The sequence below is a fragment of the Amycolatopsis xylanica genome (genome assembly GCF_900107045.1).
GTDB lineage: Bacteria > Actinomycetota > Actinomycetes > Mycobacteriales > Pseudonocardiaceae > Amycolatopsis > Amycolatopsis xylanica.
Window position 1 is genome coordinate 498,079 of the sequence record NZ_FNON01000001.1, and the last position, 26,311, is coordinate 524,389.

24 protein-coding genes are annotated in these 26,311 nt (G+C 68.7%); 15 read left to right on the top strand and 9 right to left on the bottom strand.

All coding sequences use genetic code 11. From position 1 onward, the window contains the following. The first annotated feature begins 9 nt into the window (after positions 1-9). Positions 10-276 carry a hypothetical protein gene (locus tag BLV57_RS02085; RefSeq protein ID WP_091287823.1) on the top strand — a complete coding sequence of 89 codons (267 nt, stop codon included), beginning with the start codon at positions 10-12 and terminating at the stop codon, positions 274-276. A gap of 16 nt (positions 277-292) precedes the next feature. Beyond that, on the top strand, positions 293-1,252 hold the full coding sequence (locus tag BLV57_RS02090; protein WP_091285836.1) for a ribose-phosphate diphosphokinase: 960 nt from the start codon (positions 293-295) through the stop codon (positions 1,250-1,252). Between the two features lie 4 nt (positions 1,253-1,256). On the opposite strand, the gene BLV57_RS02095 is transcribed toward BLV57_RS02090, so the two are convergent. From BLV57_RS02095 to BLV57_RS02105, 3 genes are read right to left on the bottom strand one after another with little or no spacing between them, the layout of a single operon-like run. Continuing rightward, positions 1,257-2,126 (bottom strand): spermidine synthase, encoded by an 870-nt coding sequence (locus tag BLV57_RS02095; protein WP_091285838.1) that lies wholly within the window; start codon positions 2,124-2,126, stop codon positions 1,257-1,259. Then, positions 2,123-2,320, bottom strand: a complete 198-nt coding sequence (locus tag BLV57_RS02100) for a putative acetyltransferase (RefSeq protein WP_091285841.1) — start codon at positions 2,318-2,320, stop codon at positions 2,123-2,125. Before BLV57_RS02100 ends, BLV57_RS02095 begins: the two co-directional genes overlap by 4 nt. Next, positions 2,317-2,559: a glutaredoxin family protein gene (locus BLV57_RS02105; protein WP_218134667.1), complete on the bottom strand. Its 243-nt coding sequence runs from the start codon at positions 2,557-2,559 to the stop codon at positions 2,317-2,319. The genes BLV57_RS02100 and BLV57_RS02105 overlap by 4 nt, the downstream gene beginning before the upstream one ends. Positions 2,560-2,679: 120 nt before the next feature. Here BLV57_RS02105 and BLV57_RS02110 point away from each other — a divergent pair, with 120 nt between their 5' ends. Beyond that, positions 2,680-3,765 (top strand): glycoside hydrolase family 88 protein, encoded by a 1,086-nt coding sequence (locus BLV57_RS02110; RefSeq protein ID WP_091285847.1) that lies wholly within the window; start codon positions 2,680-2,682, stop codon positions 3,763-3,765. Between the two features lie 39 nt (positions 3,766-3,804). Here the strand turns inward: BLV57_RS02110 and BLV57_RS02115 are convergent, their stop codons facing one another. Next, positions 3,805-4,056, bottom strand: a complete 252-nt coding sequence (locus tag BLV57_RS02115; protein WP_091285849.1) for a WhiB family transcriptional regulator — start codon at positions 4,054-4,056, stop codon at positions 3,805-3,807. Between the two features lie 197 nt (positions 4,057-4,253). Here BLV57_RS02115 and BLV57_RS02120 point away from each other — a divergent pair, with 197 nt between their 5' ends. From BLV57_RS02120 to BLV57_RS02135, 4 genes are read left to right on the top strand one after another with little or no spacing between them, the layout of a single operon-like run. Beyond that, positions 4,254-4,601 carry an ArsR/SmtB family transcription factor gene (locus BLV57_RS02120; protein ID WP_091285852.1) on the top strand — a complete coding sequence of 116 codons (348 nt, stop codon included), beginning with the start codon at positions 4,254-4,256 and terminating at the stop codon, positions 4,599-4,601. Beyond that, positions 4,594-5,043 carry an SRPBCC family protein gene (locus tag BLV57_RS02125; RefSeq protein WP_091285855.1) on the top strand — a complete coding sequence of 150 codons (450 nt, stop codon included), beginning with the start codon at positions 4,594-4,596 and terminating at the stop codon, positions 5,041-5,043. The genes BLV57_RS02120 and BLV57_RS02125 overlap by 8 nt, the downstream gene beginning before the upstream one ends. Then, positions 5,040-5,678 (top strand): DUF899 domain-containing protein, encoded by a 639-nt coding sequence (locus BLV57_RS02130; protein WP_091285858.1) that lies wholly within the window; start codon positions 5,040-5,042, stop codon positions 5,676-5,678. The genes BLV57_RS02125 and BLV57_RS02130 overlap by 4 nt, the downstream gene beginning before the upstream one ends. A gap of 22 nt (positions 5,679-5,700) precedes the next feature. After that, positions 5,701-6,147, top strand: coding sequence for an NUDIX hydrolase (locus BLV57_RS02135; RefSeq protein ID WP_091285861.1), 447 nt, complete (start codon positions 5,701-5,703; stop codon positions 6,145-6,147). Positions 6,148-6,645: 498 nt separating this feature from the next. On the opposite strand, the gene BLV57_RS02140 is transcribed toward BLV57_RS02135, so the two are convergent. From BLV57_RS02140 to BLV57_RS02150, 3 genes are all read right to left on the bottom strand, one after another. Beyond that, positions 6,646-7,056, bottom strand: coding sequence for a hypothetical protein (locus tag BLV57_RS02140; protein WP_091285864.1), 411 nt, complete (start codon positions 7,054-7,056; stop codon positions 6,646-6,648). A gap of 105 nt (positions 7,057-7,161) precedes the next feature. Further along, positions 7,162-9,090: an NPCBM/NEW2 domain-containing protein gene (locus tag BLV57_RS02145; protein ID WP_091285867.1), complete on the bottom strand. Its 1,929-nt coding sequence runs from the start codon at positions 9,088-9,090 to the stop codon at positions 7,162-7,164. A 9-nt stretch (positions 9,091-9,099) separates the two neighbouring features. After that, entirely contained in the window at positions 9,100-11,403 is a 2,304-nt protein-coding gene (locus BLV57_RS02150) for a glycosyl hydrolase family 95 catalytic domain-containing protein (protein WP_091285870.1), read from the bottom strand. Positions 11,404-11,655: 252 nt separating this feature from the next. Here BLV57_RS02150 and BLV57_RS02155 point away from each other — a divergent pair, with 252 nt between their 5' ends. The 8 genes from BLV57_RS02155 to BLV57_RS02190 are packed head-to-tail and all read left to right on the top strand — an operon-like array spanning position 11,656 to position 23,693. Then, positions 11,656-12,699, top strand: coding sequence for a sugar ABC transporter substrate-binding protein (locus tag BLV57_RS02155; protein ID WP_176968470.1), 1,044 nt, complete (start codon positions 11,656-11,658; stop codon positions 12,697-12,699). After that, positions 12,696-13,784, top strand: a complete 1,089-nt coding sequence (locus BLV57_RS02160; protein WP_091285873.1) for a mandelate racemase/muconate lactonizing enzyme family protein — start codon at positions 12,696-12,698, stop codon at positions 13,782-13,784. The genes BLV57_RS02155 and BLV57_RS02160 overlap by 4 nt, the downstream gene beginning before the upstream one ends. Continuing rightward, positions 13,781-14,800 (top strand): ABC transporter permease, encoded by a 1,020-nt coding sequence (locus BLV57_RS02165; RefSeq protein WP_091285875.1) that lies wholly within the window; start codon positions 13,781-13,783, stop codon positions 14,798-14,800. The genes BLV57_RS02160 and BLV57_RS02165 overlap by 4 nt, the downstream gene beginning before the upstream one ends. After that, positions 14,797-15,708 carry an ABC transporter permease gene (locus BLV57_RS02170; RefSeq protein ID WP_091285877.1) on the top strand — a complete coding sequence of 304 codons (912 nt, stop codon included), beginning with the start codon at positions 14,797-14,799 and terminating at the stop codon, positions 15,706-15,708. Before BLV57_RS02165 ends, BLV57_RS02170 begins: the two co-directional genes overlap by 4 nt. Next, positions 15,705-17,156: a sugar ABC transporter ATP-binding protein gene (locus BLV57_RS02175; RefSeq protein WP_091285878.1), complete on the top strand. Its 1,452-nt coding sequence runs from the start codon at positions 15,705-15,707 to the stop codon at positions 17,154-17,156. Before BLV57_RS02170 ends, BLV57_RS02175 begins: the two co-directional genes overlap by 4 nt. After that, positions 17,153-18,826 carry an aldehyde ferredoxin oxidoreductase C-terminal domain-containing protein gene (locus BLV57_RS02180; RefSeq protein WP_091285880.1) on the top strand — a complete coding sequence of 558 codons (1,674 nt, stop codon included), beginning with the start codon at positions 17,153-17,155 and terminating at the stop codon, positions 18,824-18,826. The genes BLV57_RS02175 and BLV57_RS02180 overlap by 4 nt, the downstream gene beginning before the upstream one ends. An 11-nt stretch (positions 18,827-18,837) precedes the next feature. Next, entirely contained in the window at positions 18,838-23,013 is a 4,176-nt protein-coding gene (locus BLV57_RS02185; RefSeq protein WP_091285883.1) for a GDSL-type esterase/lipase family protein, read from the top strand. A gap of 29 nt (positions 23,014-23,042) precedes the next feature. Further along, positions 23,043-23,693, top strand: a complete 651-nt coding sequence (locus tag BLV57_RS02190) for a GntR family transcriptional regulator (protein WP_091285886.1) — start codon at positions 23,043-23,045, stop codon at positions 23,691-23,693. Between the two features lie 122 nt (positions 23,694-23,815). On the opposite strand, the gene BLV57_RS02195 is transcribed toward BLV57_RS02190, so the two are convergent. Both BLV57_RS02195 and BLV57_RS02200 read right to left on the bottom strand, forming a co-directional pair. Further along, on the bottom strand, positions 23,816-24,964 hold the full coding sequence (locus BLV57_RS02195; RefSeq protein WP_091285890.1) for an alpha/beta hydrolase family protein: 1,149 nt from the start codon (positions 24,962-24,964) through the stop codon (positions 23,816-23,818). A gap of 98 nt (positions 24,965-25,062) precedes the next feature. Continuing rightward, on the bottom strand, positions 25,063-26,310 hold the full coding sequence (locus BLV57_RS02200; protein WP_091285892.1) for an HNH endonuclease signature motif containing protein: 1,248 nt from the start codon (positions 26,308-26,310) through the stop codon (positions 25,063-25,065). Position 26,311 lies beyond the last annotated feature (1 nt).

The window sequence follows — 26,311 nt, forward strand, 5'->3', positions numbered from 1 at the left end:
GTGTTCAGGATGGGACAGACGCGATTACCGGGGACCTTGTCCAACCGGGGCAAGGCGATGTTGCGGGCGGTGGCGGCCGGCCGTGCGGAGGTCACCTGCAGCTGCGAGCCCGACATGCGGATCGACGGGCTGCTCTGCTGCGACCAGATCGTCGCGCATGAGCTGGTGCGCAGTGGTTACGTGCGTCCCGGACGGCCGAGACCAGGTGAGTTGTGGGTCGCCGCCGAGCTGACCGAGATCGGACTGGCCCTGCTCGAACCGCTGGTCGCCGCCTGAGACTAATCTCGCCTCCATGACGGCGACGGTGACCAAGCGCATGATGTTCTTCTCCGGTGGTTCGCACCCGGTGCTCGCGAAGGAGATCGCGGCGGAGCTCGGCGCGTCGATCACCCCGCAGACCGAGCACACGTTCGCCAACGGGGAGAGCTTCGTCCGCTTCGACCGGTCGGTCCGCGGCTGCGACGCGTTCGTGCTGCAGACCGAGACCCGCCCGATCAACACCTGGCTGCTGCAGCACCTGATCATGCTCGACGCGCTCAAGCGGGCCAGCGCGAAGCGGATCACCGTGCTCCTGCCGTTCTATCCGTACTCCCGCCAGGACAAGAAGCACTACGGCCGCGAGCCGATCACCGCGCGCCTGGTCGCCGACATGCTCGCCACCGCGGGCGCCGACCGGATCATGACGGTCGACCTGCACACCGCGCAGGGCCAGGGCTTCTTCGACGGCCCCGTCGACCACCTCCGGGCGCAGCCGATGCTCGCCGAGCACGTCCTCTCGCGCTACGCGGGCGCGAACTTCACGGTCGTCGCCCCGGACTCCGGCCGCGTGCGGCTCGCCGAGACCTGGGCGGAGCTGCTGAACGCGCCGATGGCCATCATCCAGCGCCGCGACACCCTCGAAGGCGAGCACAAGGGCATCCACACGGTCGTCGGCGACGTCGAAGGCAGGCTCTGCGTGGTGGTCGACGACATGATCGACACCGGCGCCACGGTCACCGGCGCGACCAAGCTCCTGCTCTCCGAGGGCGCGACCGAGGTCATCACCACCGCCACCCACGCCGTGCTCTCGGGCGACGCCGGCGAGCGGATCGCGGCCTGTGGCGTCAAGGAGGTCGTGCTCACCGACACCGTGCCGATCCCGGACAGCTCGCGGTTCCCGCAGCTCACGGTCCTGCCGATCGCACCGCTGCTGGCCGATGCCATCCAGGCCGTGTTCGACGACGATTCCGTCGAAGGACTCTTCGCGCGCTAAAGCCCTAGAGCCCGAGCGCGTTGTCCGGCGGCAGCGGGGTGACGACCGGCGTCTCGTCGGTGAAGATCTCCGCGCGGCCGAAAAGCTTCTCAAGCTCGCTGCCGCTCACACAGCGCGCGGGGAACACAGCCGACGCGGCGCGGCGCGCGACCGTCTCGACCGGGAGCTCGTGCTTCGAAGCGGCGAGCACCAGGTTGCCGAAGCGCCTGCCCCGCAGGACGCCGGGGTCGGCGAGCAGCAGCGCGTGCGGGTACACCGCCGCGACGGTCGCCATCACCCGTTTGGCGAACTTGAGGCCTTGGCCGTCGGAGATGTTGACCAGCAGCGTCCCGGACGGCCGCAGCACGCGCGCGGTGTCACGCAGGAACTCGGCGGTCGCCAGCCCGCCCGGCATCTCGGCGCGCTGGTAGGCGTCGACCACCAGCAGGTCGGCCGAGTGGTCGCGCCGGGTCGCGACACCGTCGCGGCCGTCGCAGACCCTGACCTTGAGCGCGGCGACACTGCGCAGCTCGAGCTCCTCGCGGACGAGTTCGACGAGCCGGTCGTCGGCGTCGAACACGAGCTGGCGCGAGCCGGGCTTGGTGAACGCGATGTAGCGGGGGAGCGTGCAGGCGCCGCCGCCGACGTGCAGCGCCTCCACCGGGCCCGGCGGCAGGGAGTCGACGACGTCACCCATCCGGCGCACATAGTCGAACTCGAGGTGGCCGGGGTCGTCGAGGTCCACATAGGACTGTGCGACACCATCGACGCTGAGCAGCCAGGCGTTGTCGCGGTCCCAGTCACGCTGCAGCTCCGCGGTGCCGAACCGCACCGGGTACTTGCCGGCCTGCGGGCCGGACGGGCCGGGGCGGGTTCGCGACTCGCGCCTGCTCATCGGCGGGCCGGTGGCGGCGGGACGGCCTTCGCGGCCACGATGTCGTCGAGCGCGATGCTCGACAGGCCACGCTTGGTCTCGACCTCGCAGGTGGACTCGTCGAGCGCGCGAAGATAGCCGAGTGCGTCGGTGAAGCCGCCTTCGACGCGGTAGCGCACGACCACCCTGGTGCCCAGTGGGAAGCCGAGTTTCACCGGCCTTCCAGATGCGCGGTCAGCTCGGGGTCGGTCGGCTCGACGAGGTGGGTGCCGTCGGGCCAGACCAGTGTCGGGATCCTCCGGTTACCGCCTTGGAGTTCCCTGACGGCCTTTTCGGCGGCTTCGTCGGCTTCGACGTCGATGTAGTCGTAGTCGACTTCACCGGCGTCCAGCAACGCGCGGCTGCGCTTCACGTCGGGGCACCAGCCGGCGCCGTAAACGGTCAATTTGCGCACGGTGATCATAAGACCCACCTTAGCTTGACACCGCACGGGCACGGGGCGACCCTGAACCCCGGGCCTCCGCCGTCGGCTCTCGTGTAGTTCCGGGAACCCACTGGCACAAGGAGGAATTCCGTGAAGGGAACCAGGTTCGCGGCCGCGCTCGCGGCGGTCGTGGCCATCGGCATGCTGCCGGATGTGGCGTTCGCCGCACCCACCGCACCCACTGCCGCCTGCCCCGACGAAGCGCCGCTGCGGCAGGCGGCCGACCACTGGATCTCCGGGCACGCCAAGCCCGCCGACTCCACGTGGTTCAACTCCCTGTTCATCAAGGGCGACCTCGAGTTGTTCCGGCTGACCGGCGACGCCAAGTACCTCAAGTTCGGCACCGACTGGGGCGCGAAGAACAACTGGAAGCTGCCCACCAACGCGCCCAACTACGACGGGCCGGAGGCGAGCCAGGAGTACCTCGACCTCTACGAGCTCGACCCGGCGCATCCGGCGAAGTACATCGCCGACGCGCAGGCGTACGTCAAGAAGCAGACCACGCGCGTGCAGGGCGGCAAGGTCAGCGACATGGACTACGTGGACGCCGTGCGGCTCGGCGGGCTGTCGGCGTTCGCGCGAATGCCGGGTCACACGCAGGCGAACCTGGACGCGATGGCGAAGATGTTCTCCTATACGGAAAGCCACATCTACGACAAGAAGGCGTCACTGTGGTGGCGTGACAAGCGCTGGGCCGGCGACACGCAGCACTGGTCGCGCGGCAACGGCTGGATCGTGATCGCGCTGACCGACACGGTGGCCGCGTTGCCCGCGGACGACCCGTATCGCGTGCACTACGTGAGCCTGCTGCGCGACATGTCCGCGAAGCTCAAGGCGACCCAGCAGGCGGGCGGGTACTGGACGGCCGACGTCGACCATCCGGCCGCGTATCCGGCGCCGGAGTCGAGCGGGACGTCGTTCTTCACCTACGGCCTGGCGAAAGGCATCCAGCTTGGGTACCTCGACTCGGCCACGTACCTGCCGGTCGTGCAGAAGGCGTGGGGCTGGCTGCGCGGCACGGCGCTGCGTTCCAACGGTGTGGTCGGCTACGTGCAGGGGCCGTCTTCGCATCCGTCGCAGTACCAGCCGATCAGTCCTACCGCCACGAGCAACTACGGCGTGGGCGCGTTCCTGATGGCCGGGGTCGCCGCGGCCAAGTTCACGCCCGGCTGCTGAAACGACGCCGGGGACCTCACACGAGGTCCCCGGCGCCGGTCAGGCGGCGCGGCTGCGGCGAAGCAGGTTCCGGCGTTCGCCTTCGGTGGTGCCACCGAAGATGCCGGAGGTGAGCCCGTTGTCGAGCGCGTAGTCCAGGCACTTCGCGCGTACCGGGCACGCCCCGCACACGGCCTTCGCCTGCGCGACCTGGCGAGCGCCGGGGCCCAGTTCGGAAACCGGGAAGAACAGCTCGGGATCTATGTCGCGGCAGGCGGCGTTTTCGCGCCAGTCGATGTAGTCCTTGGGCATGGTCAACGCCTCCTCGAATTTCTCGCGCGCGCGGAAACCCGCAACGCGATTCGTCTGGTGTGTTTTCCCCTGCCGAGTGGCCGGGTACTGAGGATCGCACATGACAACCCTTCCCGGCTTCTGGTTATTCCGGGCCTTGACCGGACGAGGCGCGGCGCTATAGTGAACCAGGCGGTTAATTAACTAGGTGGTTAAGCGTGACGGTTGCGGAGTCAGACCAGCTCAGCGGCATCTTCTCGGCACTCGCCGACCCGACGCGGCGCGCGATGCTCGCGCGCCTGGCGGCCGGCGAGGCCTCGGTGACCGAGCTGGCGGAGCCGTTCGAGATGAGCCTTCCGGCCATCTCGAAGCATTTGAAAGTGCTCGAAAGGGCCGGGCTCATCACCAGGGGGCGTGAGGCGCAATGGCGGCCGTGCCGCCTGGAAGCCGGCCCGCTCGGGGCGGCCGCGAGCTGGCTTGAGAGGTACCGCATGTTCTGGGACGGCGGTTTCGACCGGCTCGACGACCACCTGCGGGCGATCCGGAAAGGGAAGACGGATGGATGACACCCTCCGGCTGGAGATCACGCGGATCTTCGACGCGCCGAGGGACCTGGTGTTCCGCGCGTGGACCGATCCCGCGCAGCTCACCCGCTGGTTCGGCCCGCACGGGATGACCACCCCGCTCGACACCATCCGCGTCGACCTCCGCCCGGGTGGCGAGTGGCGGGCCGTCATGGTCCGCGACGCCGACGGTTTCGAGGCGCGCACCGGCGGTCTCTATCGCGAGATCGCCGAACCGGAGCGGCTCGTGTTCACCTGGGGCATCGAGGTGGACGGCACGATCGAAGAATCGCTGGTCACCGTCGTGTTCGATGATGTCGGCGGTAAAACGAAGATGAGTTTCACCCAGGTCGGGTTCCCGGCCACCGCCAGCCGCGACGAACACGAGGGCGGCTGGACGGAGACGTTCGAGCGGCTGGCGTCGCTCACAAGTGAACGGGGATGAACATGCCACAGGTCGTTTCCGCCGAAGAATGGCAGGAAGCCCGTGACGCGTTGCTGGTCAAGGAAAAGGCGCTCACCAAGGCACAGGACGCGCTCGCCGCCGAGCGCCGCAGGCTGCCGATGGTCGAGTGGGACGCCGGGTACGTCTTCGAGGGACCGGACGGCAAGGCCACGCTACTCGACCTGTTCGAGGGCAGGCGCCAGCTGATCGTCTACCACTTCATGCCGTTCACCTCGGCGGGCCCGTGCCCCGGCTGTTCTTTCGTGGTCGACACGATGGGCCGCCAGGAGCCGCTCCACAACCGCGACATCTCGCGCGTGGTCACCTCGATGGCGACCGTCGACGAGATCGACGCGATGAAGAAGCGCATGGAGTGGACCGTCCCGTGGTACTCCGCGCTGGGCAGCACCTTCACCGACGACTGCGGCGTCGTCAGCTTCGGCGTCAGCGTCTTCCTGCGCGAGGGCGACAAGGTGTACCGCACGTACTTCACGACCGGCCGCGGCGGCGACCAGCTGCTCTCGACCCTGCGCTACATCGATCTTACCCCGCTCGGCCGTCAGGAGGCGTGGGAAGAGGAGAGCCGCGGTGACGACGGCCCCGGCTACTGGTGGCGCCCCCACGACGAGTACTGAGCACCGGTGCAGAATGCCGGACATGAAACGCAGCGCCGGCATTCTGCTCCACCGTTCCCATCGCGAAGTCCTGCTCGGCCACATGGGTGGCCCGTTCTACGCGAAGAAGGACGACGGCGCCTGGTCCATCCCCAAAGGCGAGTACGACCCCGACGAAACCCCCGAGGCCGCCGCGCGCCGGGAGTTCACGGAGGAACTCGGCCTGCCCGTGCCTTCCGGCGACCTGGTGCCGCTGGGCGAGGTCAAGCAGTCGGGCGGCAAGCTCGTGACGATCTGGGCTTTGGAAGCGGACCTCGACCCGGCCTCGGTCGTCCCGGGCACCTTCTCGATGGAGTGGCCGCCCCGCTCGGGCAAGACGCAGGAGTTCCCCGAGCTGGACCGCGTGGCCTGGTTTTCGCTCGACGACGCCCGCACCAAGCTCTTCAAGTCCCAGCACGCCTTCCTGGACCGCCTCGCCGCCCTGGCCTGACCCCCGCCCCACCCGGACGCCACGCGTCCCCACCCGGACGCCACGCGCGCATGGTTGGACGGCACGCGCGCCTGGTTGGACGACACGCGTCCCCAGCCGGACGACACGCGTGCACAACCGGACGACACGCCGTGCGCGAGTGCGGGACACGCCGTGCGCGAGTGCGGGACACGAGGTGCGCGAGCGTGGGACACGGGCTGGGGCGGGGGTGGGCGCCGTGTCCCACGTTGAGGTACCGCGTGTTCCACACTCGCGCACCCCGTGTTCCGCGTTGGGGCGCGGCGTGTCGTCCATCCAGGTACGCGTGTCGTCCGGCTGTGTACGGGTGTCGTCCGCTCAGGTACGCGTGTCGTCTATCTATGTACGCGTACGGGACCGGCGAACATACGCACGGGACCGGCGAACTCGCGTACGGGACCGGCGAACTCGCGTACGGGACCGGCGAACTTCGAGTTCGCTCTTGCCGTACGGATGTCCGCGGTTCCTGTGCGCGGGTGGTCAGGGGGATTGGGTCAGGGCGGCTAAGTGGGCTTGGGCTTCGCGGAGCTGGGCGGCGACGCGCTCGCGGGTGGTGGCGGCCTCCTCGGCGGCTTCGGAGACCAAGGCCACCGCTTCTTCCTTGGCGAGTTCGACCATGCGGCCCAGCCGTTCGGCGAGGCCGTCGGGTTCGATGGGGGTGCGGCAGATGCGATCGATGCGGGCGCGCAGGTCCCGGTTCTCTTCGGCGACCGCCTCCAGGATCCTGGTGACGTCGGACGCGTGTGCCCGGGCGGCTTCCCGCTCGGCGGTCAGGAGCCGGAGCTCGGTTTCCACGCAGCGCAGGTACGACTGCACCTCTTGCCTGTCGTACCCGCGCCACGTCACGTCGAACCCTGGCCGCAGCTCTTCAACCTCGTCGGCCGTGGTCATCACCTCCACAGTGGACAGTCGATTCGCCCACTGGAAACACAGATCTCGGTCCCTCTAAGTTCCCAAGTTACCGAGATTCGCGCAATCGGCCAACCCGGTCGTCGGCTAACACGCCACCTTGAGGTTCGCCCAGTCGCCATGGTCCGAAGTGGACCCGTCGCCGCCGTCGGTCACCACGAGATCCAAGGCGCGCACGCCGGTCACGTCCGCCTGCAGCGGGCGGGCCTCTTCGCGGAAACGCACGACGTCCGATGCCGCCAAGGACTTGCCGTCGCCGATGACCTCGAACTTGACGCTGCCGCCATTGGCCTCCAGGTCGACGCCGACCAGTGACGTCAGCGTCCGGCATTTCCCGCCCAGGTAGAAACGCACGTGCGAACTCGCGTGCACGCCGAGCCCGTCGTCGTACCCGGCGGTGCCGATGCGCATCCGGTGACCGTCGCCCTGCGCCTGCTCACCGTTGCTCATGTTCCGCTCGACCGGGCCCCAGCCGTTGGACGCGCTCACCCAGTCCACTGTGGACAGTGAGGTTGTGCCCGCGGGCGGCGCCGTGGCCAGCGTGGTTGCGGTGGTCGTCGTCAACGTCCCGCGCCCGCCGACAGACCAGTACTCCGCGGACACACTGGGCGAAACGGTCGCCGCAACCTGCGCGGACGGCTTCACCGTGAACGTCCGCTGCCACGACTTACCCGGCAAGACCACCGGTACGGACGCCTCGGTGGACCCATCGGTCGTCCAGCCCGCGGGCACCGCGAACCGCACCCGCACCGCCGCGACCGGGGTCGTGCCGTCGTTGAACAGGGTGACCGTCGTCTTCAGCGGCTCGCCCTTGCCCGAAAGTTCGGGCGCGTCCAGCGACAACGTCGTGTGCGGCGCCAAGACACCTCGCGACGGCCACACCCGGAACACCGAAGCGCCGTGACCAGGCACGCTCGCCCGCACGACCCCGGCACTCGAAGTCTCGGCGCCGGTCCACAGGTCCCGGACCCGGTAGTCCCGCGCACGCAGGCCCAGCGCGGACGCCTCCGCGGAAACCGTCCTGGTCGCGCTGGCCCGGTTGAGCAGCAGCACGGCGGCCGAGCCGTCGGACATCGGCTTCGCCCAGACCTCGGTGTCGCCGTCGTCGCGGATCTTGTGGCCCTGCTTTCCGCCCCAGTCCTGGTTGACCGCGATCAGGTCGCGGTTGAGCAGGATCTTGCGCGTCTCCGGGGTCATCGCGCCGAGATCGTTGCCCGCGATCAACGGCGCGTTCAGGATCGACCAGAGCGCGAAGTGCGCGCGGTACTCCGTGTCGGTCATGCCGCCGTTGCCGACTTCGAGCATGTCCGGGTCGTTCCAGCCACCCGGTCCCGAGTACGCCTCCAGCCCGATCTGCTTGTCGAGGATGTCGGTCATGCTGTCCCAGCTGTCGGCGATGTCGAGCGTCGTCCGCCACAGCTGCGCGCCGACCGTGCGGCCCCACAGCCACGGCTTGTTCTCGCCCCACTCGCACAGCGCGTAGACGATGTCGCGGCCGGTCGCCTTGAGCGCGTCACCCATCGCCTGGTAGCGCTCGCTCGCCGGGCGGCCTTGGGTGTTGCAGTTGTCGTACTTGAGGTAGTCGACGCCCCACGCGGCGAACGTCCGCGCGTCGACGGCCTCGTGATCGAGCCCGCCCGGCATGGTGTCCGCGCAGGTCCGGGTGCCCGCGCTGGTGTAGATCCCGAGCTTGAGGCCCTTCGCGTGCACGTAATCGGCGAGCGCCTTCATACCGCTGGGGAACGTCTTGCGGTTCGCCTCGAGGTCACCCATGACATTGCGCTGCGGCTCGGCCCAGCAGTCATCGATGTTGACGTACTCGTACCCGGCGTCGCGCATGCCGGAGCTGACCAGCACATCGGCCGCGGTGCGGATCTTCTGCTCATTGATGTCGCAGTGGAACGCGTTCCAGCTGTTCCAGCCCATCGGCGGCGACGCGAGCTGACCGCTCGCTTCGGCGGCAGGGACAATGGTGAAAGCCGACATAGCGACCAAGAACGCCAGTAAGCGGCGCATGAAGACTCCTTAGAGGGTGACGGTGACGGATTCGCCGGCGCGCAGCGTGAGTGTGCGGCGCCACGAGCCCGCGCGAAGTTCGGTCTTGGTCCCGCCGACGCTGCGAATGGTCGCGCGCGTGACCTTCCCTCCGGTCCAGGCGAGGTCGACGGTGAACCCGCCGCGCGCCCCGACGCCGGTGACCTTGCCCGAAGCCCAGGCGGACGGGAGCGCGGGCAGCAGCTCGATCACGCCGGGCCGTGAGTAGACGAGCATCTCCAGCATCGCCGACGGCGCGCCGAGGTTGGCGTCGATCTGGAACAGCATGTGATCGCCGTTGGCGTACATGTCGAAGAAGTTGGCCGCGGTGCCGTTGCCCTTGTTGATCGACGGCCGCAGCACGTTGAGCACCGACTGGTACGCGCGGTCGGCGTCCTTGAGCCGCGCCCAGCACAGCGCGCGCCACGAGCACGACCAGCCGTAACTCTCCATGCCGCGTGCGATGAGCAGGTTCCGCACGCCGTCGAGCAGCGCCGGGGGAGACGTGTCCGCGGCGATCCGGTCGCCGGGGAAGAAACCGACGAGCGGCGAGAGGTGCCGGTGCGTGGTCTCGCCGAGGTTGTCCTGGCTCATCCACTCCTGCAGCCAGCCGGTCTTCGGGCTGACTTCGGGCAGGTGAAGCCGGTCCTGCAGGCCTTTGATCGTGGTCGCGTAAGCGGTGTCGACACCGAGCGCCGCCGTCGCCGCGCGGTAGCTCTCGAACAGGTCCCAGACGATTTCCTGCGCGTACGTGATGCCCTTGGCGTCCTGCGGGCCGTGCTCGGGCGACCAGTCGTTGTCGTCGACGAGCACCTCGCGCCCGTTGACCTTCATCGTGATCAGCCGCGACTCCCAGAATTCGCAGGCGCCCTTGAGCAGCGGGTAGATCTTGCGCAGGTACGCGCGATCCTGCGTGAACTCGTAGTGCTGCCACAGCGAGTTGCACAGCCACGCGTTGCCGCCGGGATGCCACCACCAGCCGAGCCCGCCGTGGGTGTTGGTCGAGAACGCGACCGCCCAGCCCGCGATCTTGCCGCTGGTGTTGCGGAAGCGGTTGCGGGGATCGTTGAACAGCTTCTGGGTGACCGAAGACCATGAACTCAGCTGTGAGACGCAATAGTCGGCGAACGCGTCGAAACAGGGCGAAAGCCCCGCGCGGTCGGCCAGCCAGTAGTTCATCTGGACATTGATGTCGGTGTGGTAGTCCGCCATCCAGTCCGGGTTGTTGGTGTGCAGCCAGAGACCTTGCAGGTTGATCGGCAGGCTGTCGCGGGACGACGTGATCGTCAGGTACCGGCCGAACTGCAGGTAGCTCGCCTCCAGCTCCGGGTCCGGCTTGCCGGAGGTGTGGCGGACGGCGATGCGCGACCACGAGTCGAGCGCGCGCTGCGTCCGGCTCGACCGGCCGAGGTCGATCGTCTGCCGGTTGTACAGCGACTGGTAGTCCTTGACGTGCGTGGCCAGCAGCGCCGCCGCGTTCGCGGTCGCCGCCGCGCGCGCCTTGGTCTTCGCGATGGCGAGCGGATCACCGGTGGTGCGGAAGCCCTTGGTGGCGTCGGCCGAGTAGTTCGTGCCGCCGCTGAACACGATCAGCAGGTCGCGGCAGTCGGCGAAGATGACATCGGCGCCCTTGGCCGCGATCTTGCCGGACCCGGTCGCGCTGACGACGGCGGCGTACTTCAGGCCGTTCGGCAGCGCCGCGGCGAACGACGCGTCGGTGACCTTCTCGCCGTGGGTGCCCTCGAGCGTGATCGTGCCCGACTGCGGACCGCCACTGAGCCGGACGATCACTACGTCATCGGGGTGGCTCGCGTAGACCTCGCGGGTGAAGCGGGTGCCGTTGACGGTGTAGCTCGCCGACACCACGCCGTTGCTCAGGTCGAGCTGCCTGCGGTACCCGGTGAACTTGGCGTGCGCCGGGATCTTGATCCGGAGCTTGGCCAGCACGCTGAACGTGCCGAACTTCTTTGTCTCGTATGGGAACTGGCCGTCGTCCTGCAATACGTCGTTGGCGTCGCCCGACCAGAGCGAGGCGTCGGCGAGGTAGAGGAAATCGTTTGCCGGGTCGCCACCGGTGAGCGCGCCGAGCCTGCCGTTCCCGACGGGCAGCGCCTGCTCCATGATCTTCGCTTCGGTCGCCGGCGCCGGGTACCAGAGCGTGCTGGCCTGGTCGTCCGGCACGAAGTCGACGTCTTCGGGTCTGGCGGGTTCGGCGTGGGCTTCGAACGGGCGGAGCCCGCTGAGCGCGAGGCCGGCGCCGGTGAGCTTGAGGAAGGTACGGCGGGAATTGGTCATGAAAGGTCCGTTCGGCGGGGTTAACACAGGAGGGCGGACACTCGCCGAAACGTACGACCTATGTTTCGATAGTGTCAACCTGCGAACGGATAAAACCCTTCTGTGGCAGCAAAAGTCCTACTAATGATTGATCGAGTGCTCTGATAGATCAGATGTCTTGCTGGATGTCTCGCTGGTTCGGTGGTTGACGCCGCCTCGCTCGCGGCGTAAGAATCACGCATCAAAGATCCTATATGATTCTGCGAGGCAACGATGCCGACCCGCAAGCTCGCCGTGATGCTCCTGCTCCTCGGTCTCACCGCGTCCTGCAGCACCCGGGGCGCGAACACCGGCGCGGCCGCGCCGCAGCAGGCCAAGCCCGCCGACTCGGTCAAGGTCGCGCTGGTGCCCGGCGGCCCGCACGCGTACTTCCAGGACTGGAAACCGGCGGGCCAGCGCGCCAAAACCGACTTCAAGCTGGGCGCGGTCACCTTCGACGAGACGAGCCAGTGGGACCAGGCCAAGCAGAACAGCGTGCTCAACGCGTTGTCTTCGCAGGGATATACGGCATTCGGCGTGTTCGGGGTGTCCCCGACGGACATCAACAGCACCTTCAGCGACCTGAAAGCGCGCGGCGCTTCCGTCGCCTCGCTGGGTTCGTGTCCTGCTGGCGACAAGGTCGACGCCGATTTCTGCCTGTCGACCGAGGTCGGCGACGCCGCGTACAAGGCGGCGAAAGCGGCCATCGAGGCGATGGGCGGCAAGGGCACGCTGGTGCACCTCACCGGCAACAACGTCGACTCCAACACCCAGCGCCGGATCGCGGGCGTGCGCAAGGCCGTCGAGGAAACCGGGGTCACGCTGCTGACCACGATCACCGACGTCGACAAGGACCTGCAGTCGGCGCAGAAGGCCGTGTCGGACCTGCTTTCCGCACACGGCAAGGACATCCAGGGCATCGTCACCACCGCGTACAACCCGGCCGTCGCCGCGGCGGCCGGGGTCAAGGCGTCCGGCCTGCCGGTCAAGGTGGTCGCGATCGACGACGCGCCCGAGACACTCGCCGGGATCCGCGACGGCTCGGTCGCGGCCACGGTCGCGCAGAACCCCGCTGGCCAGGCCTATGTCGGCACGCAGGTACTGACCAAGCTCGCGACCGGCGCCTGCACGCTCAAGCAGCCGGGCGTCACCGTCGACTCCGGCTCGTTCGTGGTCACCGCCGCGACGGTCGCGACGTTCGACGCCGAGCGGCAGGCCAAGACCGCCCAGCTCACTGCCCAATTCGACCAGCTGCTGACCTGCAAGGAGACCCGGTGACCAAGGTGGTCAAGGCTGACGCGTTCCTCGTGGACGTCGAGGTCGAGCGTACGCGGACCGACGCGGTGCAGGCGTTTCTCAAGCAGGAGACCGTTTTCGTCGAGCTGCGGACCGATGACGGCGCGGTCGGCCTCGGGTACGCCTACACGATCGGCACCGGCGGCACCGCCGTGCTCGCCCTGCTCAGGGACAATCTCCTGCCCCGGCTGATCGGCCGCGACGCACGGCTGGTCGAGTCGATCTGGCGCGAGCTGTTCGCGTCGACCCGCTCGACCACGGTCGGCGCGATCACCTCGCTCGCGCTGGCGGCCGTCGACACCGCGCTCTGGGACCTGCGCTGCCTGCGTGCCGACGAGCCGCTTTGGCGCGTCGCAGGCGGGTTCCGTCCTCGGATTCCCTTGTACGACACCGAAACCGGCTGGCTGCACCTGGGCGTCGACGAGCTGGTGCTCGGTGCGAAGGCCGCCGTCGACGCCGGCTGGGGCGGGATCAAGGTCAAGATCGGCAAGCCGACCGCGGGCGAGGACCTGGAGCGGCTGCGCGCCATCCGCGAGGCAGTCGGCCCGAGGTTCGATCTCATGGTCGACGCCAACCAGTCGATGACGTGCGCCGAAGCGATCCGCCGCGCCAAGGCCTTGTCCACTGTGGACTTGTTCTGGCTGGAGGAGCCGCTGCCCGCCGATGACGTCAGCGGGCACGCCCGGCTCGCGCGCTCGACCAGCATCCCGATCGCGGTCGGCGAGTCGATGTACTCGATCGCGCAGTTCCGCGAATACCTCGAACGCGGCGCCGCGTCGATCGTCCAGGTCGACGTGGCCAGGATCGGCGGGGTCACCCCCTGGCTCAAGGTCGCGCATCTGGCCGAGGCGTTCAACGTCGAGGTCTGCCCGCATTTCCTGATGGAACTGCACGTCAGCCTCGTAGCGGCCATCCCGAACGGCCGCTACGTCGAGCACATCCCGCAGCTGCGCGCCATCACCACCGCCGAGATGGCCGTCGTGGACGGGCACGCGGTCGCGCCGGAGACACCGGGGCTCGGCATCGCGTGGGACCGCGACGCGATGGACGATCGGCGCGTCGCATGACCGTGCTCGCGCCGAAACGGGTACTGGTCGATCAACGCACCGGGCTGGTCGCGCTGATCGTGGCACTAGTGCTGGTCTTCGGCTCACTGCGCGCGGGCTTCTTCGACGAGCGGTTCGTGCTCTTCCCGCTGTTGCGCGATATCACGACGCTGACCGTGGTCGGGCTGGCGCAGCTCGCGGTGCTCTCGATCGGGCATCTCAACATCGCGGTCGGGCGGATGGCCGCGTTCGGCGCGATGTTCATGGGCCTCGCGTACGACAACTGGCACCTCCCACTCTACGCCGGGCTGGCCGTCGGGCTGCTCGCCGGCGCCGCCATCGGCGCGCTGACCGGGTTGATCATCACGACCTCGGGCGTCAACTCGTTCGTCGTGACACTGGCGATGGACTTCGCGCTGCTCGGGCTGATTTCACTGGTGTACTCGGAGTTCACGACCTCGGCGGCGTTCGTCTCGAAGCCCGCGGGGATGGCCGAGCTGCGGCAGTACTCGCTCGCGGACGTCTGTGCCGGCGACCTGTGCGGGTCCGGCGCGGTGCCGCAGCTGTTCGTGTTCGCGCTGATCGCGATGGCGCTGGTCGGGTACTTGTTCCGGCGGGCTCGGGCGGGCCGGGAGATGCTGATGGTCGGCACGAACCCGGTCGCGGCGGAACTGTCCGGGATCGACGTGCCGCGCCGGATCGTCGGCGCGCACGCGCTGTCGGGCGCGCTCGCCGCGCTGGCCGGGTTCCTGCTGGCGGTGACCAGCGGCTCGTTCACCGCGGGGATCGGCTCGGAGTTCATGCTGCCGTCGTTCCTCGGGCCGGTGCTCGGGGGGACGCTGCTGACCGGCGGCGCGGTGTCGATTCTCGGCACCTTCCTCGGCACCTCGTTGACGCAGGTCATCCGCCAGGGGCTGACGATGCTCGGCGCGAGCGTCGAGAGCCTGTCGTTGTCCTTGGGCGCGATCCTGCTGGCCGCGTTGTCGCTGGACCGGATCCGGCACGTCATCGGCGAGCGACGGGCGGTGCGCCGATGAAGTACTCACTTCCCGCGGTCGCGCTCGCCGGGTTCGCCGCGCTGGCCGTGGCCTCCGGAGGTTCGCTGCTGGCCGGGCCTTCGCTGCAGACCATGCTCGTCTACCTCGCGGTTCCGATCCTGATCGGGCTCGCGCAGCTGGTCGCGCTCGCCGTCGGCCAGATGAACCTGTCCGTCGGGGCGCTCGGCGGCTTCGTCGCCGTCGCGGGCGGCCGGGCGATGGCCGACCTCGGTGTGCCCGCCTGGCTGACCGTGCTCGGCGCGCTCGCGCTGGGCGCGGCCGTCGGACTGGTCAACGGGGTGCTCGTCGTACTGACCAGGATCAACGGGTTCATCGTCACGCTCGCCACGATGACCATGCTGACCGGGTTGCAGTACCAGGTCATCGGCACCGCGACGGTGTCGGACTATCCGCTGCGCGCGTTCGGCTCGCTCGCGCTCTTCCACATCCCGGTCGTGTTCGTGCTGGTCCTGCTCGTCGCCGGAGCGGTCGCCGGGTTCCTGCGGCACGCCGTCGCCGGCCGCCGGATGCTCGCCAGCGGCGGCAACCCGCTGGCGGCCAAGCTGTCCGGCATCTCGAACGATCGGTCACTGGTTCTGGCGCACGGGTTGTCCGGCCTGCTGGTCGGCGCGGCCGCGGTCGTCACGCTGGCGACCGCGCCCGGAGTCAACCAGAGCATCGGCGGCGACTGGCTGCTCGCCAGCTTCGCCGCACCGATCATCGGCGGGACGGCCTTGGCAGGCGGCGCGGTCTCGGTGACGGGCACGGTGCTCGCCGCGTTCATCGTCCGGCTGGTCGACGTCGCGCGAGCACAGTTCTCGCTCGACCCGAGCTGGGTGAGCTTCGTGGTCGGCGCGGTCGTGCTCGGCACGGTGCTGCTGACCCAGCGGCGGCGGGTGGCGATATGAGGGCGGAAGGGCTGGTCAAGGCTTTCCCCGGGGTCAGGGCGCTCGACGGCGCCAACCTGCGGATCGAGCCGGGCTCGGTGCACGCGCTGCTCGGCGAGAACGGTGCCGGGAAGTCGACCCTGATCAAGATCCTGACCGGGGTGTACAAACCCGACGCCGGGCGGCTGGAGTCCGACGGCGAGATCGCCGTGGTCCACCAGGAGCGCAACCTCGTGCCGGGATTCTCGATCGCGGAGAACATCATGCTGCGCCGCCCGCCGTCGAAGCGCGGCCTGCTCGACCGGGCGGCCGCGCGGGCCGAAGCGGTGCGGTGCCTGGACCTCGTCGGTCTCGACCTCGATCCGGATCGGCCGGTGCGCGGCCTGCCGGTTTCCCAGCTCCAGCTGATCGAAGTCGCCAAAGCGCTTTCGCTGGGCGCGGGCGTCCTGCTGCTGGACGAGCCGACGACGGCGAGCACGCCGAGCGAGGTCGAGCGGCTGTTCACGGTCGTGCGGCGGCTGCGCGACGCGGGCACGGCCGTGCTGTTCGTCAGCCACAAGCTCGAAGAGGTGTACGACCTGTGCGACACGGTCACCGTGCTGCGCGATGGCGTCTCGGTGCTCGAATCCGTCCCGCTGGCCTCGGTGTCACGGACCGATTTGATCACCGCGATGGTCGGTCGTGAGCACACCGTGCTCGACTTTCCCGCCCGTGCCGAACCCGCCGAGCCGATGCTCGAACTGGATTCCGTGAGCACCGCTCTCGGGCATCACGACGTCTCGTTGACTGTGCGACGCGGCGAGATCGTCGGCCTGTATGGCCTGGTCGGAGCCGGGCGGACCGAACTCGCGAAGTCGTTGCTCGGGCTGTCGGCCATCACGTCCGGCTCCGTTCGCGTGCGGGGCAAGGCGACTCGGATCCGAGGCGTGCGGGACGCGTTGCGGCGGCATCGCATCGGTTACGTGCCCGAGGACCGCAAGCACGAAGGGCTGTTTCTGGAGCAGTCGATCGCGCGCAACATCGCGGTCCCGGTGTGGGACCGGCTGTCACGGCGGCTGGGCATTTCCGCGCGCTCCGAGCGTGAGCTCGCGGCCCGGTACGTCGACAGGCTGGGCATCCGGCTCTCCTCGGTCGACCGCGCTGTCGGCGAGCTGTCCGGTGGCAACCAGCAAAAGGTCAGCCTGGCGAAATGGCTGGCGGCCGACACCGAGATCCTGGTCATCGACGAACCGACCGTTGGCATCGACCTGCGTACCAAAGCGGCGTTCCACGAGCTGATCTGGAAACTCGCCGCCGACGGGCTGGCGGTGGTGCTGATCACCAGCGATCTGGTCGAGATGGTCACCTTGGCCGACCGGATCTTCGTGATGCGTGAATTCGCGGTGCGCGGCGAGGTCGTCAACGATCACGACTATCCGCGGACCAGCCAGGCCGTGATGGGCCATATCCACGCCGGGGCCGGGTCGTGACACTGCTGCGGGTCGACCTCGGCACCGGCGCCTCTGCGGTCGAAGAGGTGGACCGGCGCGGCTTCCTCGCCGTCGAGGAACTGCTCGCCGTGCCGTCGTCGCCGCTGTGGCATCCGGATCAGCCGGTAGTGTTCGTCGCCGGGTTTTCGGGACGGCGTGCGCTCGCCTTGAACCGGTTTTCGCTGGTCGCGCGGTCACCGTTGACCGGCGGCATCGCCGAAAGCCGCGTCGAGGGACCGTTCGGGCCCGCACTGGCCGACCTCGGGCACACCGCGGTGTCGATCACGGGCCGAGCGCCGCGCCCGAGCTACCTCCTGCTCGGTCCTGGCTCGGCGCGGGTGCTCGACGCGGCCGATCTGTGGGGCGCCGACACCACGGAGACGACCGATCGCTTGCTCGAACGGCACGGTCTCGGCGCGCATGTGGCGGCGATCGGACCGGCGGGGGAGAACCTCGTGCGCTTCGCCGGCGTCGTCGCGGACTACTCGCATCCGGCGGCACGCATGGGACTCGGCGCCATGCTGGGTGCCAAGCTGCTGAAAGCCGTCGTGGTGACGGGTGGTTCCCCAGCCGAGTTCGCCGATCCGGCCGCGGTCGTCCGGATCACCGACGATTACCAGGCCAGGATCAACGCGAATCCGCTGACGCTGAGCCAAAAAGCGGATCCGGGATTCGGCGCGTGGCCCGCGAGCGGGCTCGATGGCTATCTCGGCGTCCGCAACTACAGCACCTCCGGGGTGAACCTGGCGGGGTTCACCCCGGAGGCCTACCGAGCCCGCCTGAGCAGGTCTTCGGGTGGCTGTCCCGGCTGTCCGCAGGACTGCCTCAAGTCGTTCGACGGCCACACCCTGCACCAGGAGGCGGTGGCCGCGTTCGCCGGGAACCTCGCGATCGAGGACCTCGGCATCGTGCTCGAGCTCAACGCCTGGTGTCACCGGACCGGCGTGGATCCGGTATCGCTGGCCGGCGTGCTGGCGTTCCGTTGTGAACTCGCCCAAGACGGCCTGCTCGCCGGGCCCGCCTTCGGCGATGCCGACGCTCTGACGGCGTTGGCGGCGAAGATCGTCCAGGGCGACGACATCCTGGCCAAAGGGGTCGCGCGCGCGTCACGGCTGCTCGGATTCGAGCCGTATGCCATGCACAGCAAGGGAATCGAACTTCCCGCCTTCGACCCGCGTGGCTGCCAGGGGCTCGGGCTGGCCTACGCGGTGCATCCGCTCGGGCCGCGCTACGACGCCGTCGAGCACGACATCGACTTCGACCCGGTCGACGGATTCCTCCCCGGGGAGCCGATGGCCACGCTGACCGAGTCCAAAGTGGACCACGTCGCCGATCTGATGGAACTGTGGAGCGGCTACGACGCGGCCGGACTGTGCCTGTTCGCCGCGCCGCCGACCCGCAATCTCGACGAGGACTCCGCCGCTTCCTTGCTCGCCGCGGTCACCGGCTGGCCGATCACCCCCGGTGAATTGCGTGCGTGGGGACAGCGGCGGCTGGCGTTGATGCGTCGCTACAACCTGCGCGAAGGCCTGCGCCCCGCGCTCGACACCTTGCCGTCGCGCTTCTTCACGCGGCCCATCGACAGCGGACGGCACACCGGCGCCGTCCTCGATCCCGCAGTCTTCGAAGCCGCGGTCACGCGGCTGACCGCTCTGCTCGGCTGGCTCTGAAAGGAACGACTGTGTTCTTGCGCAGACTGGGTGCCCTACTGGCCGTCGCGTGCTTGGCCCTCGCGACACCGGCCGTGGCCGCCGCGCGGCAGATCGTCGTCTACGCGGCGCCGAACGGAGTCGGGCCGTTGTGCGCGGCCATGCTGCCGTGCTCGGTCACCACTGCTCAGCAACGGGCCCGTCAGCTTTCGCGGTACGCCGACGTCGTGGTCCGGCTCGCGGGCGGCACCTATTCGCTGACCGCGCCGCTCGTGTTCGGCGCCGAGGACTCCGGTGTGCGCTGGCAGGCCGCGCCGGGCCAGAAACCCGTGTTCAGCGGCGGGCTCCCGGTCACGGGCTGGCGCGAGTCGGGCGGCCTGTGGAGTGCGCGCGTGCCCGCTGACCTGCGCACGCGCCAGCTCTACGCCGACGGGGTCCGCCTCCCACGCGCCCAGGGCGAAGTCCCGATGAAGCAGACGCCGGCCGGTTTCGACAGCCCGGCGATGGCGTCGTGGCGCAATCCGTCGTCGATCGAGTTCGTGCTCGGCGACGGACATGGTTCGTGGAGCGAGCCCAGGTGCGGCGTCGCGTCGATCCAGGGCTCGGCCGTCACGATGCGGCAGCCCTGCTGGGACAACATGAAGCTCGCCGACCAGCCGCGCGGACCGTTCGGCGACAACCCGGCCGGGGGCTTCCCGACCTACCCGTCCGACGCGGTGCCGAGCCGCGTCGAGAACGCGTTCGAGCTGCTCAGCCCAGGGGAGTGGTACCTCGACGAGGCCCAGCACGTCGTCTACTACCAGCCCAAACCCGGCGAGAACGTACGGTCGATGCATTTCGTCGCACCCAAGCTGGAGCAGCTGATGCGCACGTCGACCTCGGCCGCCGCACCGCTGCACGACATGACGTTCGAAGGCATCGAGTTCGCGTACGCGACCTGGTTGCGGCCGAGCGGCGATGACGGATTCGTCGAGATGCAGGCCAACTTCACGCTCACCGGGCCGGGCGCTTCGAAGAGCCAGGGCCTCTGTGAGTACTCGGTGCCCAAGGGAACCTGCCCGTTCGCGTCGTGGACGCGGCCGGACGCGGCGGTCGACCTCACCGGCACTCGCGACGTTTCGTTCGTGCGCAACACTTTCACGCATCTCGGAGGAGCGGGGCTCGGCCTGCAGCACGGCGTCCAGCGGGACCTGATCGAAGGGAACGTCGTCACCGACGTGTCGGGTATCGGCATCCTGCTCGGCGCGGTCGACGATCCCCGGCCCGCCACCGAGGCGGAGATCGCGACAGGGAACACGATCCGGAACAACCTGCTGCGCCACACCGGCGTCGAGTTCACCGGCGCGCCCGCGATCGTCAACGGCTACTCACGCGGGACGTCCATTGTGCACAACGAGATCGGCGACGTGCCGTACACCGGCATCTCTTCGGGCTGGGGTGGCTGGCGTACCAATTCGGTGTTCCCCGGTGAGAACCCGAACATCAACGCGGACAACACGATCTCGAACAACCTCGTCTACCGCGACATGCTCGTCCGCTACGACGGCGGTGCCGTCTACACCAATGGGCCCCAGGGCACGAGCTACGAGCACGGGCTGACGGTCACCGGGAACGTCAACTTCAGCGGGAAGAAGACCGCGAACACCGTCTACAACGACGAAGGCGGCGACTACGTCACCATCACCGGAAACGTCCAGTACGACGACGGCGGTGGTTTCAACGGCGGCTGCTCGACCACAGGACACGTGCGGCTCAAGGACAACTACCACGTCGGCCCGCTCAACTCGTTCCCGTGCGCGCCGGCCCCGGTCGGCCTCGAGGACCTGGGCGGCAACCGCCTGATCTCACCGAACCCGCAGGCCGGCGAGATCCCCGCCGAGGTGCTGGCGGCGGCCGGCCTCGAACCGGCGTTCCGCGACCTGACGACCTCGCGTCCACCGGTCCTCGTGCTGGTTTCGCCATCCTGCACGGGCGACCTGCTGCTGTCGGGTTCCGGCTTCACCCCGGACTCGGCCGTGACCGTCGGCGGCAAAAGCGTTCCGCCGGTCTATGTGTCGCCGAACCACCTGACGGTGTCGGCACCCGCGGGTGGCACGGTCACCGTGAGCACTGCTTCCGGAACGAGTTCGGCCGTGGCGTCTTCGCTGTGCGCCGGGCTGAGCACGCGCTTCGACAACGTGGGCATCACGCGCGACGGTGACACCTCGCGCGGCAACGTCGACGGGTATGGCTACAGCTACTCGGCCGAGGCCCTGGCGGCCAAGGGCGTGACCCCGGGTGCGCTGATCTCGTCGCACGGCATCAAGTTCACCTGGCCAACGGGCTCGCCGGACAACGCGATCTCGCGCGGCCAGCTTGTCGGGGTCAGCGGCGCCTCCGACACCCTCGGGTTCCTGCTGGCCAGCACCTCGGGCACACTGGACACGCAAGGCATGGGCAGGGTGCAGTACACGGACGGCAGCAACCAGGACTTCACGATCGGCAGCCCCAATTGGGAAGGCACGCCGTCGGTGGTCCCGGTGGTGAGCATGCCGTACCGCAACGGACCCGGCGGCCGCGACAACCGGCCGGTGCACGTGTTCTTCGCCGTGGTGAAGCTGGATCCGCACAAGACGGTCAAGACCGTCCGCCTCCCGGATTCGCCCAAGCTGCACATCTTCTCCGTTGGCCTTGCGGGAAGTCCGGACCTGGCGTTGGGCAAGATCGCCACGCAGTCGTCGGAAGCATGGGGTGGCCTCGCCTCACACGCGGTCGACGGTGACACCAATGGCGTGTTCGGCTACAACTCCGTGAGCCACACCGATCTCGAAGCGCATCCGTGGTGGCAGGTCGACCTGGGCGCGGTCGGTCCCATGAGCACGGTCAACGTCTGGAACCGCACGGATTGCTGTTCCGAACGGCTCAACGACTATTGGCTGTTCGTCTCGGCGCACCCGTTCGACACCTCGTTGACCCCGGAACAGCAGGCCGCGCGCCCTGGCGTGTGGTCGCAGCGGCTGAGCGGCTCCGCTTCCGTGCCGCTGTCGGTGACCGGGCGGTACGTGATGGTGCAGCTCGCTCGCCGAGACTATTTGTCACTGGCCGAGGTCCAGGTATTCGGTACCCCGGCCGCTGACGAAGGCTGGGTCGGAACCTGGGGCACGGCACCCGCGGCGGGTGGCGAGTCACGGGCCGGGCAGTCGGTGCGCAACATCGTGCACACCAGCGTGGCCGGGACGTCGGCGCGGGTCACCCTGAGCAACAAGTTCGGCACGTCGCCACTGCTGCTGAGCGCGAGCGTCGCGCTGCGCGCTGGGCAGGCCGCCGACGCCGTGCCTGGCTCGCTGCGCCGCCTGACCTTCGCCGGGCGTGCCACGGTGACTGTTCCCGCTGGTCAGGATGTACGCAGCGATCCGCTGGACTTCGCGGTGCCCGCGGACGGGGACCTGCTGGTGACCACATACACACCGTCGTCGGGACCGGCGACGTATCACCCGGCCGCGAGCCAGACCTCGTTCGCGGGAACGGGCGACCATGTCGGTGACGTCTCGGGCGCCGCGTTCGGCTGGCAGGTCGGATCCTGGTTCTACGTCAAGGAAATCGACGTCCGCGGTTCGGCCGCGTCGGCGAGCGTGCTCGCGTTCGGCGACTCGATCACCGACGGCGGCTACTCGACATCGAGTGCCAATCACCGCTGGCCGGACTATCTGGCGGACCGGCTGGGTCAGCGTTTCGGCGTGCTCAACTCCGGGATCAGCGCGAACCGGCTGCTGCTCGACGGCGGCGAGCTCGCGTACGGCCGCAGCGGACTGTCGCGTGTGGACGACGACGCGCTCGATCGGACGGCCGTGCGCACGGTGATCCTGTTGGAGGGCATCAACGACATGCTCCAGGATCCACGCCAGAACGATCCGGCCAAGTTCGCCGCAGGGTACCGTGCGCTGGTGGATCGCCTGCACGCCAAGGGGATCCGCGTGATCGGTGCGACGATCACCCCGTTCAAGGGCTGGTGGGGCTGGGACACCGGGCTGGAGGCCACCCGCACGGCGGTCAACGAGTTCATCCGCACCAGCGGCATCTTCGACGGCGTCGTCGACTTCGCCGCCGCGATCGCCGACTCGCAGGACCCCCTGCGCATGAAGCCGGAGTACTCGGCGGAGGACAAGCTGCATCCCTCGGACGCGGGCAACGAGGCACTCGCGGCGGCGATCGACCTGGGCTCCCTGTGATCGTGGATCATGCACGATATACTGGGTCCATGGAATTGCCGAGCAGGCAGGTGCTCGCCGACAGTGTGTACGAGCAGATCCGCGCGCTCATCATGAACCATGGCATCTCCCCGGGCGACCGCGTCAATATCGACGAGGTCGCCCGGGAGCTGCAGGTCTCAGGCACCCCCGTCCGCGAGGCACTGGCCCGCTTGGAGTCGGAAGGCCTGGTCTCGCGCCTTCCCTTGCGCGGCTACCGGGCCACCGAGCTCCTAACGCCGCAGGAGATCGCAGACCTCTACGAACTCCGGCTCCTCCTTGAGCCTCAAGCCGCGGGCAAGGCCGCGACGAAGATGACCGAGCCGCTGGCTTTAGCCCTGCGAGCCGAGCTACAGACCTGCCCGGCGGCGCCGACCAGCGGAAACTATGAGGGGTACAAGGCCCTCACCGCCCACGACGCCCGTCTCCATCAGCTGATCCTCCACATGGCAGGCAACGAGGCGGTTGAGCAGGCCATCACCCGCACCCACTGCCACCTGCACTTCTTCCGCCTGTCTTACAACCAGCCCTTCGGCGAGCAGACGATCGACGAACACCACGCCATCGCCGAAGCCTTGATCGCCCGCCGCCCCAAAGCCGCCAAAGACGCGATGAAGCATCACCTCGAAACAGCCCGCGACCGCATTCTGGCCCGGCTGTGACGATCCGCGCGACGTGGGGTCGTGAGTGTGGGGATCGTGAGTGTGGCGGGCGGCGAGAACCGCCCGCCACACCGACGACCCGGACTAGCGGAGGCAACCCGGACTAGCGGAGGCGACCTCGGCTAGCGGAGGGCGCAGGTGAAGAAGTCGGCGATCGTCTTACGGATCGCGCGGGTGTAGTCCGTCGTGCCCACCAGGGCGGCCGTGCCTTCGGTGGTCATGAGCCCGGCCCGGTGCAACTGCTGGGCCATCGGGCCGTAGTCGGTGAAGACGTAGTGCGCGGCGTCGTCGTAGTGCACGCGCCGTGCCTGGCCGGAGGCGAGCAGGTGTGACCAGTCGCTGCGCATGTCGTCGTCCTGCCCGCGCTCGGAGGTCAAGAGCAGCAGCGGCCGCTGGGTTCCCTCCTGCGCGACGGGGAAGATCTCACGAGGCTGGCCCTGCGGGGCGGGCCAGTAGCTGAGGTAGCTCTCCATGCTGACAGTGGCGTCGATGCGCGGATCCTCATATGTGGCCTTGACCGCGGCGCCCCCGCCGAGCGAGTGTCCGTACATCCCGACCCGTCGCATGTCCACCGCCCGGTTCAGGTTGGCAGGCAACGGCTTTCCGTCCACATCCGGGTTAGAGCCGCCGGCCAGCAGTTCGAGCTGATCGAGCACGAACTTGGTGTCAGCCACCCTCGTGTCGAGCGACTTCCGGATGGTCTGGGGGAACTCGGCCGGGTCCGGCGGCAGCTGGATCGGCCGCACCCCGTCCGGGAACTCGACCTCACTCGCCTCTCCCGTGTGATCCATGGTCACCACCACGAATCCCCGGCTCGCCAGATCCTCGGCGATCCCGCTGCCCAGCGTCCGCGGCTCTGCTCCGCCGGGCGTGTAGAAAATGATGGGGCGCTTGGTGCGTTGTGCGGGCGCGTCAAGGTAGGAGTGGGTCTTAGTGGCGCCCCAGTCGACCTTGCCTTGCGGCAACTGCGGATGCAGGTAGACGGTATCGAACGCTCCGAAACTCTCGGCGGCTCCAGGCGTGAACTGCGGCGCGACCACCCGGCCTCGGGTGTCGGAGGCCGGGTAGTACACCGAGACCATGAGTTCCCTGCGGAGCGCGGGGTTCCATGGGTCCTGCCTTGCTGGATCCTTGAGGTGGAGTGCTGTGGTGCCGACCTTGTAGGGACCGTTCGGGGGCGGCAGGTCGAGGGTGTATTTGTCGCTTGCTTGGGCGACGCCCGTGGTGGCCAGGAGCGCCGCGAGGGTGAGTGCGGTGATTTTCTGGAACATGGCGGTGAGCTTGCTGTGGGGACGGGGGTCGCGTCGTGCAGCCGGGGTTGGAGTGGCCGGTTGATTCGAGGTTGAGCGCCACCCTCACCTTGCCGCGGTCAGGTGACGGCGGAGGTGTCGTGGGCAGTGTTGCGCTGGGGTCTTCGCTGGGGGTCGAGGTCGTCGGGCGGGGTGAAGGTGGGCTTGCCGTCGTCGGCGATGTGGACTTCCCAAGGTGAGGTGTGGATGAGCTGGTGGTGGTGCGGGCAGAGAAGACAGAGGTTCTCGAGCTTGGTTTCGCCGTCGTTGAGCCAGTGGATCACGTGGTGGGCGTCGCAGTCGCGGGGCGTGCGGCGGCAGCCGGGGAAGGCGCAGCCTTGGTCCCGCAAGGCCAATGCGCGCCGCTGGCCGGGGCTGGCATAGCGCTGAAGCCTTGAAAGGTCGAGCGGGACGTCGGTGCCGGAAAGGATCGCTACGTAGACGTCGGCCTCGCAGCATACCCGGCGTGCTTCGCGGGCGGTGATGTTCCGGCCGCCTTCGAGCGGGACGGTGCCCGATTCGGCGAGGAGTTCGGAGATCGTGGTCGTGAGGGTGAGCTGTAAGGGGATGCCGTCATTGCTCGGCAGTTCGGGGTCGCCGATGGCGTGGGAGATGACCTCCGCCCAGGTGTCGCCGAGTTTCTCCGCGTGGCTGCGGGTGTCGGTCTCGTCGTCGGTGGCGGGTGGGGTGCGTTCGCTGGTGTAGAGCTCGGCTTGGGCGGCGGCGACGCCGGTGAGCGTCAGGGTCCATTCCACCCGTCCGTCCGCGCGTAGCCTGCGGCGGGCTTCGTTGGTGGGTTCCTTTGGTGGTGTGTCGTGCGGCACGGGTCTGTCGGGACCGAGATTGGTGAGTAGTGCCGCGGCGGCTTTGGCGAGGGTGACCGGATCGACCTCGCGGGCCAGATCGCCGAGGACCTTTTCTCCGGACTCGCGTTCCTTGGGAGCGACTGAGGGCGGTGCTTTCTTCAGCGCGTTCAGGATGACATCGATGTGGTTGTCGCTGATGGCGCCTTCGCTGGCGGCGGCTCCTGTGGTCGGGGCGGCCGCGGGGATGGGGTTCCCATCCTCGCGGCCGCGTGCTGGGTTGAGGGCTCGGGCGCGTCTGACACGTTGGTTCGCTTCGGATCGGGAGATGTTCAACAAGTGCATGAGGAACGTCGCGGTGGTGTGGTAGCCGTACATGGCTTTGATACCGCGGGTCTCGATCTCGGCGATCAACGCACCGGCGCGCGCTTCTGCGACGCGGGAGATGCGGATCTCCTCGCGCAGTGCGGCGGCAAGCTCCGACGGGCTCAAGCGCCACGTCTCGGGAGCATCAGTGGTGTCCATG